8 protein-coding genes and 1 pseudogene are annotated in these 11,786 nt (G+C 39.0%); 6 read left to right on the plus strand and 3 right to left on the minus strand.

The features are described from left to right. Positions 1-74: 74 nt before the first annotated feature. Entirely contained in the window at positions 75-2,693 is a 2,619-nt protein-coding gene (clpB, locus tag R2Q78_RS18665; protein ID WP_316794067.1) for an ATP-dependent chaperone ClpB, read from the minus strand. A 476-nt stretch (positions 2,694-3,169) separates the two neighbouring features. Between clpB and R2Q78_RS18670 the strand changes: the two genes are divergently transcribed. From R2Q78_RS18670 to R2Q78_RS18685, 4 genes are all read left to right on the plus strand, one after another. After that, the gene (locus R2Q78_RS18670) at positions 3,170-4,792 is read left to right on the plus strand and encodes an ATP-binding protein (RefSeq protein WP_316794068.1); all 1,623 of its coding nucleotides are present in this window, start codon (positions 3,170-3,172) and stop codon (positions 4,790-4,792) included. Positions 4,793-4,887: 95 nt separating this feature from the next. Continuing rightward, positions 4,888-5,232, plus strand: coding sequence for a DUF1801 domain-containing protein (locus R2Q78_RS18675; protein WP_316794069.1), 345 nt, complete (start codon positions 4,888-4,890; stop codon positions 5,230-5,232). Next, complete coding sequence (locus tag R2Q78_RS18680; protein ID WP_316794070.1) at positions 5,233-6,450, plus strand: MFS transporter; 1,218 nt, start codon at positions 5,233-5,235, stop codon at positions 6,448-6,450. A 548-nt stretch (positions 6,451-6,998) separates the two neighbouring features. After that, complete coding sequence (locus tag R2Q78_RS18685) at positions 6,999-8,666, plus strand: DUF3472 domain-containing protein (protein ID WP_316794071.1); 1,668 nt, start codon at positions 6,999-7,001, stop codon at positions 8,664-8,666. 58 nt (positions 8,667-8,724) lie between these two features. Here R2Q78_RS18685 and R2Q78_RS18690 read toward each other — a convergent pair whose 3' ends face one another. Further along, the gene (locus R2Q78_RS18690) at positions 8,725-9,123 is read right to left on the minus strand and encodes an SRPBCC family protein (RefSeq protein WP_316794072.1); all 399 of its coding nucleotides are present in this window, start codon (positions 9,121-9,123) and stop codon (positions 8,725-8,727) included. A 7-nt stretch (positions 9,124-9,130) separates the two neighbouring features. Further along, positions 9,131-9,790, minus strand: a complete 660-nt coding sequence (gene pyrE / locus R2Q78_RS18695; RefSeq protein WP_316794073.1) for an orotate phosphoribosyltransferase — start codon at positions 9,788-9,790, stop codon at positions 9,131-9,133. Between the two features lie 303 nt (positions 9,791-10,093). Between pyrE and R2Q78_RS18700 the strand changes: the two genes are divergently transcribed. Both R2Q78_RS18700 and R2Q78_RS18705 read left to right on the plus strand, forming a co-directional pair. Beyond that, entirely contained in the window at positions 10,094-10,600 is a 507-nt protein-coding gene (locus R2Q78_RS18700) for a gliding motility-associated C-terminal domain-containing protein (RefSeq protein WP_316794074.1), read from the plus strand. A 20-nt stretch (positions 10,601-10,620) separates the two neighbouring features. Next, positions 10,621-11,786 (plus strand): annotated as a pseudogene (locus R2Q78_RS18705) (hypothetical protein); the annotation flags it as partial.

Consider the following 11,786-nt stretch of genomic DNA (forward strand, 5'->3'; position numbering starts at 1 on the left):
GATCTCTTGTTTAATCACATCCAAGAGATCCCTCATTCTTCGGGATGACGTGCTAAATAGTTGCTCGATTACTTCTATTTAGCTAAATCTTTAGTCTCTTCCTTTGCATTCAAAAACACAAACTTATGATCAAACATGTCCAGCTTTATCTTGCTGTCCTTATTCACTTTTCCAGAAAGAATCTCTTTAGAAAGCTCATTTAGAATTCGTTTTTGTATCACACGTTTTAGCGGTCTAGCCCCAAATTGCGGATCATAACCCAATTCTGCCAGCCAATCCAATGCCTCTTCTGAAGCTTCGATTTCTATTCCCATATCAGCGAGTGTTTCCTGTACATGTCTGAATTGTAGCGTTACAATATCTCTAAGCTCATTACGGTTCAACGGTGTAAACATGATCAGCTCATCTATCCTGTTTAAAAATTCTGGTCTGATCGTCTGTTTAAGCAGTTCAAATAACTCACTTTTCGTTTTAGCAATCACTTCATCGCGATTTTCATCACTAAGTGCTTTAAAATTATCCTGTATCAGGTGTGAACCTATATTGGAGGTCATGATGATGATCGTGTTTTTAAAATTCACCACTCGGCCTTTATTATCAGTCAACCTTCCATCATCCAAAACCTGTAGCAGAATATTGAATACATCAGGATGTGCTTTCTCAATCTCATCCAATAGGATCACAGAATAGGGTTTTCTGCGCACCGCTTCTGTCAACTGCCCACCTTCATCATAGCCTACGTATCCTGGGGGAGCCCCGATCAGACGCGAAACTGCATGTCGTTCTTGATACTCACTCATGTCTATACGAGTCATTGCATTTTCATCATTGAAAAGAAACTCTGCAAGTGCTTTTGCCAACTCTGTTTTACCCACACCGGTAGTCCCCAGGAAAATAAAAGATCCAATAGGCTTACGCTTATCCTGTAACCCTGCCCTGGAACGTCGAATGGCATCAGATATAGCTTCAATGGCCTCATCTTGTCCGGCAACGCGCTTGTGTAATTCGTTTTCCAGATTTAATAACTTCTCACGCTCGCTTGAAACCAGTTTAGTTACCGGAATACCGGTCCACCTGCCCACTACACCAGCAATGTCATCTGCAGTAACTTCTTCTTTCAGCATGCGGCTTTCGCTTTGCAGGCCCTCAAGCTGAAGCTTTAATTTTTCTACATTATCCTGTGCTTCCTTAATCTTGCCATAACGAATCTCCGCAACTTTTCCATAGTCCCCTGCACGTTCAGCCTGATCAGCCTCCAGTTTGTAGTTTTCTACCTGTTCAAGTTCGTTATTGATGTTGTCCACCAGGTCTTTTTCACCCTGCCATTTGGCTTTGATCTCATCGCGCTCTGCCGATAAATTCGCAATTTCTTCACCCAATGATTTTACCTTTTGAGTATCATTCTCCCGTTTAATTGCCTCACGTTCGATTTCAAGCTGCATGATCTTGCGATTTAATTCATCCACTTTCTCAGGTACGCTATCCATTTCAAGACGCAGTTTTGAGGCCGCCTCATCCATCAAGTCAATGGCCTTATCCGGTAGGAAACGATCAGCAATATACCGCTGTGACATTTCTACAGCTGCAATGATCGCTTCATCTTTGATCCGCACTTTATGGTGGGTTTCATAGCGTTCCTTCAAGCCCCTAAGTATAGAAATGGCGTCCTGGGTATCAGGTTCATCTACCATTACCTTCTGGAAGCGGCGTTCCAAAGCTTTATCTTTCTCAAGGTATTTCTGATATTCATCCAGTGTTGTTGCTCCAATTGCTCTAAGCTCGCCTCTTGCTAAGGCCGGCTTTAGAATATTTGCTGCATCCATAGCACCTTCACCACCACCAGCACCTACTAACGTATGAATCTCATCAATAAAGAGGATGATATCCCCATCACTTTGGGTAACTTCTTTTACCACTGCTTTCAAACGTTCTTCAAATTCCCCTTTGTATTTCGCACCTGCAATCAGCGCACCCATGTCCAGCGAATAAACGGTTTTTGTTTTCAGGTTCGTAGGAACATCACCCTTGATGATTCGGAAAGCAATACCTTCCGCAATAGCTGTTTTACCAACACCGGGTTCACCAATTAGTATCGGGTTATTTTTGGTACGCCTCGATAAGATCTGGATCACTCTTCTGATTTCATCGTCACGGCCAATTACAGGATCCAGCTTGCCGGATTCTGCATATTCGTTTAGGTTTCTTGCATATTTGTTCAGTGCATTATATGTGGCTTCCGCATTTTGATCAGTAACGTGGTTATCACCCCTCAAAGCAATGATGGCTTTTTTAAGGTCTTTCTCATTTACACCCTGATCTTTTAGAAATTTTGAAGTATTGTCATTAACAGATAGGATCCCAAGTAACAAATGTTCGACAGAAACAAACTCATCTTTAAATTCCTTCAGGTAGGATTGTGCTTTTTGCAAAGCCGAATTGCTTCCTGAGGTCAAATACGCGCTGCTTCCACTTACTTTGGGGAATTTTGATATTTGATCATCTAAGTGCTGGTTTAAAACATTTAGATTTACATTTAATTTTTTGAGGACATAAGAGACTACATTTTCATCAACAGTAAGCAAACCTTTTAACAGGTGTGCTGTCTCAATAGCCTGCTGCTGATTGCCCTGGGCTATTTCGGAAGCCTGTTGAATTGCTTCCTGGGCTTTTATAGTAAAATTGTTGAAGTTCATGGCAAGTATTAAACAAAGCAGATGCCATCTTAGTTTTTTGTATAATATCGGAAATTTTGTCGGTATAAATCATTTTACGATGACTAAATGGCTGATAAATAATGGTTTATGCTGAAAAAATGACTTAATATGATATTTCGGTTTTATTCAACCTGCTTTTGCCCGAATTCGCTAGGGTTTTCTTTAGTGATCGTGATTTTACCTTATTTTAAAAAGTTGAGGGATGCTGGTAAGCCGCTGAGTAGAAATTATAGCCCGAAATTGGGGTAAAACCGTTACGGTTTGGGGTTTCGGCGGGATAATCCTGTTTTGTGCTCTCAAATTCCATATTACAGAAAACTGCTCAGAAGCCATTGTTTCCAAGTTTTTTAAGCTAAAAAAAGTATAATTGCGGTAATCTGACTTTTGGCAATTGGTTTGATAATATCTACCTACACCAAACACTGAATGAACTATAATAATGTATTGTTTATCATATGAATGAAACGTGCGCTCGTGAGTTCGGTAAGGAAAAGCTCGAGGAATTAACAACCCATTTGCAATCTCTCATTACTTCACTGGAAGATATCGTATTTGAAATCGATGGTAATCATACCTTTAAACATGTATGGACGTCTGATGAGCATATGCTTTTTATGCCAAAAGAGGACTTTCTCGGCAAAACAATAGCAGAAGTACTAGGTCCCCATTCGGTCACTTTTAGTGAATCTGTAAATAAGGCTATAAAAACAGGTATCGTACAGGAAGTGGAATATCCGCATTTGAGTCCTGAAATTAATGAATGGTTTAAGGCAAGGATAAAGCCAGTGGTAATTGCAGAAAAGCTTGAAGATTACCTGCTGGTACTGAGTATAGAAAATATCACGGAACGTAAACTAGCTGATCTTGCCCTGGCGAAGGCAACACAACAACTGGAAATTAGTAATGCAGCTCTGACTGAAGCAAAAAATATTGCTGAAAAGGCGTCAAAAACCAAATCGGAATTCCTTTCTGTGATGAGTCATGAAATCCGTACTCCATTAAACGGGATTATTGGAATCGCCAACTTATTAAAATTGAACCATACGACAGACCAAAAAGAATATATCGGCAATCTGATCTTTTCCGCAGATCATTTGATGCAACTGATCAATGATATTCTGGATCTAACTAAAATGGAAAGTGAGAAATTAGATCTGATTCATACAGAGCTTGATTTGTTTAAATTGGTGAAAAATATTAGAAATCAATTTAAATCAGTAGCAAAATCAAAAGGCATTCAACTCAAAAGTATTATTGATAGCCGCATTCCTTATAAATTGGTTGCTGATCCTGTGCGTCTGAGCCAGATGTTGAATAACTTAATCAGTAATGCAATAAAATTTACGGATAATGGAGAGGTAACCCTCATGGTGAAGCTGGTTTCTACACAAGCAAATCATGCACAGATTCATTTTGCCGTAAAAGATACAGGGATGGGTATCCCTTGTGAGCTACAAGAGCATGTATTTGAAAGCTTCAAACAAATTCAGCAATCTACAAGGCGTGAACATTCTGGTACTGGTCTCGGACTTGCCATTACACAGAAGCTGGCCGGGCTCCACCATAGTAAAGTGCATTTAAAAAGCAAAGTAGGAGAAGGATCGAAATTCTATTTTGACCTTAATCTGGAAATCGCTGCTGATCAAAATATAGATGACTCCGCAGACGCTCCGGCCTGTTTTGTTTTTAAAGATCAACTTGCCGGTCTGAAAGTATTGTTGGTGGAAGATAATCCAATAAATTTAATGGTGGCACGCAAGCAGATGGAATATTTTGGTATTCATGCTGATTGTGCTCATGATGGAAGGGAAGCGCTGAAACTGATAGAAAAAAATCACTACCATGTCGCGATGTCTGATTTGCACATGCCAGGTATGGACGGTTATGAGCTCGCCGAGATCATTCGCGGTAAATATCAGGATATACATACAATTATTTTTACAGCAGATATCATGGCGGCAGTAAAGCAAAAATTTGCTGCAATACAGGTATATGATATTCTGAATAAGCCATTTGCACCGGAAAAAATGTTTGAAGTTTTATTGAAGGTTGCAAAAGCAAGGGGAATAAAATCCTAAATAAGATGTAGTACATTTTCATTGGATAAAAGCTATCGGATGAGATAGATTCTCTTTAAATTTTCCGAACTTTGAGGACCTACATTCATCTATTTATGTTAACTCCTCTTGAAAATTTCTATTTACAGCAAGAAGAGCCCTTCGGAGGCTGTTTTATGGCATTGAGGGATTTGATTCTGAAATTTGATAAGGACATCAGCCCTGAATGGAAGTACGGAATGCCTTTTTTCTATTATAAAAGGAAAATGTTTTGTTACTTATGGCACCATAAGAAATACCAGAGACCATATATCGGTATTGTTGAAAGTAAACATATTGAACATCCAGACCTCATTATTGAAAAAAGGGCTAGGATGAAAATTATGCTGATTGATCCAGTCGAGGATCTTCCGGTTGAAGCTATTAATAGTATACTAAAGCTGGCACTTGCCAAATATTAAATGAGAGAGTTCATACGTTTATACCTGGATGCCTATAGGGGTTTATCTACACCTGCATGGATGCTTGCCCTGGTGATGCTCATCAACAGAAGCGGGGCGATGGTAATTCCTTTTTTAGGGGTTTATATGATCAATCATCTTCAGTTTACATTGGAAGATACCGGTACCATACTAAGTTGCTTTGGAGTTGGTGCTGTTTCGGGTTCTTTTTTGGGTGGATGGCTTACCGATAAGATAGGACATTTCAAAGTACAGCTTGCAAGTCTCATACTTACCGTGCCAATGTTTTTTTTGCTTCCTGAACTGAATACGGTCGTTACTATGGCAATAGGTGTGTTTATGCTGAGTATTATCTCTGAGACTTTCAGGCCCGCAAACTCTGTTTCCATAGCTTATTACTCAAAGCCAGACAATGTCATCAGGTCTTTTTCATTGAATAGAATGGCGTTAAATTTAGGATTTTCTATTGGTCCGGCCTTAGGAGGATTTTTAGCTGCGGTTTCTTATACTTTCTTATTTTACGGAAATGCTATAGCCGCTTTTTTCTCTGCGGTATTGTTTTATATCTATTTCCGTAATCGCAAAGGGAATGAGAAAAACACAAAAGAAGAAGCGAAAGAGGAGGAGGGCGAACACGTAGATAGATCGCCTTACAAAGATAGCCCATTTATGCTATTTAGTATTTTATGCTGTGTTTTTGCAATTTGTTTTTTTCAATTACTCAGCACACTTCCATTGTATTATCGGACGGTGTATCAATTGTCTGAAGCAGAAATAGGCGTCATTTTGGCCTTCAGTGGTCTGGTGGTATTTTCACTGGAAATGCTTCTCGTCCATATTGCCGAAAAGCGATTTACATCATTGACGGTAATTGTTTGGGGGGCAATATTATGTTCAATTTCGTTTATGATTCTGAACCTTGCTCATGGAGTTTGGGTGCTATACATTGCCATGTTTGTGTTTTGTATTTCAGAAATTCTTGCAATGCCATTCATGGCAACAATCACCTTGCAAAGATCTTCTGTTAAAAAAAGGGGTGCGTATATGGGGGTTAACTCACTTTCTTTTTCTGCCGCTCATATATTTTCACCTTTTGTGGGAACAAGAATAGCCGCTGCTTATGGCTTTAGTATGCTTTGGTGGGGTACGGTTGTAGTGTTGGTTCTTACCGCCATAGGATTTTATTTCGTCATGAAGAAAATGAGGATAAGTCAATAAATATGAAGCATAAGAGATAATGTTGAAGTGTATATTTCTCTTGCTTTTGTCTTGCTTTTCTCTTGCTCCTCTCTTGCTATTGTCTTGCTTTTGCAACAGGAAGGCAAAATTTATACAATATGAACACAGTCTGAAGACCAGTTAGAAATATAACACAACCTAGACTGACTATTATATCCGGCCTGGTATCAGTCGGACAATTATTACTCAAACGTTTGCATTGGAAAAAATAGGGAAATTGCCTTTTTTTGCGTTTAGAGTTGTAAAATATACTGTGAATCAGATAAATACAGGTATTTAGTATCTTTTTAGGAAAAAATAATCATCCAAAAAATAGGTGTGCTGTGGTTTTCAGTTGCTGCGCAACCGTTTGTGTTGTGTTTTAAGGCATGATTAATAAATCAATAGTTAATTTAGATTATCGTCTTTAAATAACACAATTAAAGACAGGGACAAAAGCCCTGGGTTATTTTATGGGTAGGCTTTTGCAGTGCGTTGATTCATGACTGTTGCGAATTCTTAATTATCCTAATATAACCTAAACAAAAATGAAAAAACCAACTATTAAACAACTGACTAAAAGAATGTTAGCATTTACTTTTTTATTTACCCTCTTTTCATGTGCGAAAATACCAGTGGCAGACACGGTTAAGCAAGAAAAACTAGCGGTTGGAACACAACAATCTAATAATGTGACTTTACTTGCAGGAGAGAACGCCGCACCTTCACAGCATATTTTTTTTACTTTTCCTTCCGATGCTATAGCAAAAATTCACAAGATTAAAATTACTCAGTCTGCCAATACAGAATATTTTTCTGTGCACAATTACAGTGGAGGTTATGCTGGCTTACAACAGACTCCTGACCAATCCTTCGGTACCCCAAACATTCTGATTTCGTCGCTATGGGACCCTAACACCACTGGAGGAGTTTATTCCAGGGTGGCCTACTCTGCCTCGAATACGGTAACCAGTAGATTCGGAGGAGAAGGTGATGGCTGGAAGACTATCAATCCTTATCAATGGTCCTTAAATACCTGGTATAACATTGCGCTGCGTGCATGGAAGAGAGATGGAGAATTATTCGTCGGTACATTTATCCAAAATATGTCTACAGGTACCTGGTTTCATACTTATACATTGGCGATGGTAGAGAGGACTACATTTCTTGGTTCAGGCAATGATTCCTTTCTGGAAAATTGGGTGGGTACTAATCCCAATTATGATGGAAGTTTTATTAGAAAGGCATTTTTTAAAGATTGTTGGAATTTAAATACAAGTAACACCTGGCAAAAACACTCGAGCAGAACATTCAGTGCAAATGCAAATGATGCAGGGCGAAACGGTATTTATGATAGAGCGTTCAATTCCGGATATGATGCTACAGAAGATGCATACTTTATGGAACATGGTGGTAATGTACAGCCTAGTGCTGCTTTCGGAACCGGACGCACGCTTAGCTTACCTGTGCAAACAAATCAGGGATCAGCGCCGACGCTTACTGTAGGTACTGTAAGTTCTGTTTCTGCAAGTTATACTGCCGGAACCATAAATGTTAGCTGGACTACTAATGCAACCAAAACACCTCAGTTATCTTCCAAAGTAGAAATATTGAATGGATCTGGTACTGTAGTTCAGACAGTTGAAGAGGTGCTGCCGCAAAAAAGAACTGCTGCAATTCCTACAACTCTTGCTGCAGGTAACTATACTGCAAGAGTAACGATTACAGATATATTTAACCAGGTTTCCGCTGCAGTTACTGCTGCATTTGCAGCATCCGGTTCTTCTACCTGGTATAAGATTAAAAATTTCTCCAGCGGTTTGTACCTCTCTATAGAAAACAACAGCACGGCGAATAATGCTTATGTAGTTCAAAGCACAAGCAGCACTAACTACGGCCAGCAATGGCAATTGAGCAGTCAGAGTGGGGCTACTGTGTTGATTAACAGAAATAGTAACAAAGCAATAGATGTTGCAGGTAGTATTCAGACTTCTGGTGTAAACTTAATTCAATATCAGGTTACAAACAATTTAAATCAGCAGTGGAACCTTGTTTCAGTCGGAAGTGGTAAGTACTATATTCAAAGTAACCTATCCAATCATTATGTTTTGGATAATCCGGGAAGCAGTACTACTAGTGGTACAAAGATGATCTTGTATACGTTGAGCGGAACGAGTGGTGGAAACAATCAACAGTGGGTGCTAGAGCCTCAATAATAGCCATAAAAAAAGCTGATCTTTTTAGGATCAGCTTTTTTATTTTATTTAAAGGAGGTTACTTTAATACCTCAGCTAGCTTTTGTGTTTGATGATCAGCCAGTTTTTGCAATGGTCCTGAGGCCAGCATTTTCATCATCATATTCAAATCAGCAGAAATGATGTGTTTAGCAGTCGTACCGCCTTTTCCGTTATCAGCTACAGTCCATTTTAATTCCACATCAAACGGTGGCTTTTCGGTAGGAATTGCTGTGAGTTCCTGATTTTCCTTACGTTCAGAGATTCTGATTGCAAGTTTAGCCATATTTTGAATTGTGAAACTAGCTTCGTCTTCAGTGGACGACCAGTTATAAATATTCTCGGGCATTAATTGCTGATGATTATTTAAGTCGGCTAAAAAAGCATAAACTTTTTCTAAGGGCAGGTTCAGTTCAGCACTGCTTTCGATAACTGTCATATTATTCTTAGGTTAGTTGTTCTAATTGTTTCCCCCATTCAGAAGGATTTCTACGCCATTGCGTTAAAAGATCTACATCTTTTTGTGCGATGAAACTATGTTCTGCCGCATATTCGATTAACGTATTGTAATTAGATAATGTGGCGTAACGGCATTTAGCTGCGGCAAAATTCTCTTCAGCCTGATCAAAACCATAGGTAAAGATGGCTACAAGGCCAGCTACTGATAATCCAGCATTTCTTAGTGCATCGACAGCTTGTAAGCTGCTTTTTCCTGTTGAAATCAAGTCTTCTATCACTACTACACGCTGTCCTTCTACAATTTCTCCTTCAATCAGACTCCCTGTACCATGTTCTTTAGCCTTTGATCTTACATAGGCAAATGGTAGTCCCAGTTCCTGAGCCACCAAAGCACCCTGAGGGATACCTGCTGTTGCGACACCTGCAATTAAGTCTACTGAGCCAAATTCTTCCTGAATCAGCTGGCTAAGTTTCTGTCTGATGTAGGTTCTGACGGAAGGATGAGAAAGTGTGATCCTGTTGTCACAATAAATAGGGGATTTCCAACCAGAAGCCCATGTAAATGGATTGTTAGGTTGTAACTTTATTGCTTTTATTTGTAATAAAAATTCAGCTACCTTTAATTCAATATCACTTTTATTATACATGGCCTAAAATTACGGATTAATGATTCATAAAACAGAAGGCCCAAATATCGCTAAATAATAGCACTCTAAAAAGTATAATTTTAAATGGAAGGGATTATTTAGCCACATGGATTGATTTTCAGTGTGATAGCAAAATTTGTATTGGGTTAATTTTTTTTCTTGATATTTTGGACGTTCAGATCCGTTTTTCACCCCGTTAAAATGGCTACATCTTATTGTTGGTAACTTTACTAATAGATAATTATGTTTCTTTAATTTTTTGTTAATTTTTTTCTCACTTTTATTGGACATTCATTTTATTATATGAAGTATAGGGTAATTTTTTTTCTAATTCTACTTTTTTCCGGGGACGCATACTCACAAATTGTAAGCTCTTCTATTGTAAATTCTTCAGGAAATACGTCTACAAATGGTGGAATAACGTATGAGTGGAGTGTGGGTGAAATGGCCATTGTAGAAACTATGGTGAATACGAATGCTATAATCAGCAATGGATTCCTCCAGGGTATTTTTTTTATGCCTTTTAGCTACGCTGATTTTCTGATTAATCCCACCAATATCTTATCTCCCAATGGAGATGGTAAAAATGATGTTTGGATCGTTGAAAAGATAGAGGATTATCCTGACAATGAGGTCACGGTTTTTGATCGATCTGGCCGAATTATGTTCAATCGGAAGAACTATCAAAATGACTGGACAGCGAATGTAGACGGTAAAGCACTCGCAGAAGGTACCTATTATTATGTGATTAGGCTCAAGAAGGGCAATTATGTTTACTCAAAAAAAGGCTTCATTACCATCATTAAATAATTCTATTTTAATTCTCGCATATGTTTAAATTTTACCAGAAATTTTTCTTTTTATCTGTATTTCTATCATTTTCTTTTGGCATCCTTAAAGCGCAGCAACTACCGCAGATTAATTATCAGGGTGTCGCCAGAAAGGCTGATGGTAGTCCGGTCGTAGATCAAATGATTGCTCTAAGACTTTCAATTCGTGATGGTAGTGCGAGTGGCTCTGCGGTTTATCTCGAGGTGAGAAAACCTATAACCAATAAATTTGGAATGTTTAATATCGTTATAGGGAGCAGTGGAGCAACTTCTCAGACTGGAAGGATGAGTGACATCAACTGGTCTACAGGTAATAAATTTTTACAGGTGGAGATTGACCTTAAGGGTGGAAGTAGTTTTGTTGATATGGGTAGTTCACAACTTCAATCTGTTCCATACGCTATTTTTGCAAGTTCAGCAGCTCCTTCTGGTTCTGCAGGGGGGGACCTTGGAGGATCATACCCAAATCCTAATGTGAATAAATTGCAGGGATCTGCAGTAAGCATTACAGCTCCAAAAACTGGTCAGGTCTTAAAATGGAATGGCACGGAATGGAGTCCGGCTGATGAATCGAATTCCAGTACCGGTTTAGAAAATCAAATTGCCTTGAAGGTTAATATTGCAGATACTGTAGCAATGCTGAGTCCATATGCTAAGCAGGCTGCGACACAAATGGCACTTAATGCGAATCAATCGGCGATTGCATTGAAGGTTAACATTGCAGATACAACTGCAATGCTGAGCCCATATGCTAAGCAGGCTGCGACACAAATGGCACTTAATGCGAATCAATCGGCTATTGCATTGAAAGTGAATATTGCAGATACAACTGCAATGCTGAGCCCATATGCTAAGCAGGCTGCGACACAAATGGCACTTAATGCAAACCAGTCAGCGATTGCATTGAAAGTGAATATTGCAGATACTGCAGCAATGCTGAGCCCTTATGCTAAACAAGCAGCTACTCAAAATGCTTTAACAGCAAACCAATCGGCTATTGCATTGAAAGTGAATATTGCAGATACAACTGCAATGCTGAGTCCATATGCTAAACAAGCTGCGACACAAACGGCACTTAATGCAAACCAATCGGCTATTGCATTGAAAGTGAATATTGCAGATACTGCAGCAATGCTGAGCCCATATGCTAAACAAGCTGCGACACA

It is taken from the genome of Pedobacter frigoris, from assembly GCF_032678645.1.
Taxonomy (GTDB): domain Bacteria; phylum Bacteroidota; class Bacteroidia; order Sphingobacteriales; family Sphingobacteriaceae; genus Pedobacter; species Pedobacter frigoris_A.